1 protein-coding gene is annotated in these 209 nt (G+C 70.8%); it reads right to left on the bottom strand.

Going from position 1 to position 209, the window contains the following annotated elements; translation table 11 throughout:
- The coding region (locus QEZ54_RS36340) for a UDP binding domain-containing protein (protein WP_281309328.1) at positions 1-209 on the bottom strand (209 nt) is incomplete at both ends.

The raw sequence follows: 209 nt of genomic DNA, 5'->3' as shown, positions 1-209 counted from the left end.
GGGTCGTGGAAGCTGACCTTGGCGCCGAGGTTGGCCAGGGCGCGGGCCAGGGGCGTGGCGGGGCTTTCGCGCTTGTCGGCGATGTTGGGCTTGTACGTGACGCCGAGCAGGAGCACGGAGGCGCCGTTGGTGGCCTTGCCGGCGTCGTTGAGGATGTTCTGCGCCCGGCGGGCCACGTACGCCGGCATCGTGGCGTTGATCTCCTGGGC

It is taken from the genome of Catellatospora sp. KI3 (assembly GCF_029948125.1).
Classification (GTDB): Bacteria; Actinomycetota; Actinomycetes; order Mycobacteriales; family Micromonosporaceae; genus Catellatospora.
The sequence above is the reverse complement of the archived record's forward strand: the minus strand, read 5'-3'. Positions and strand labels throughout refer to the sequence as shown.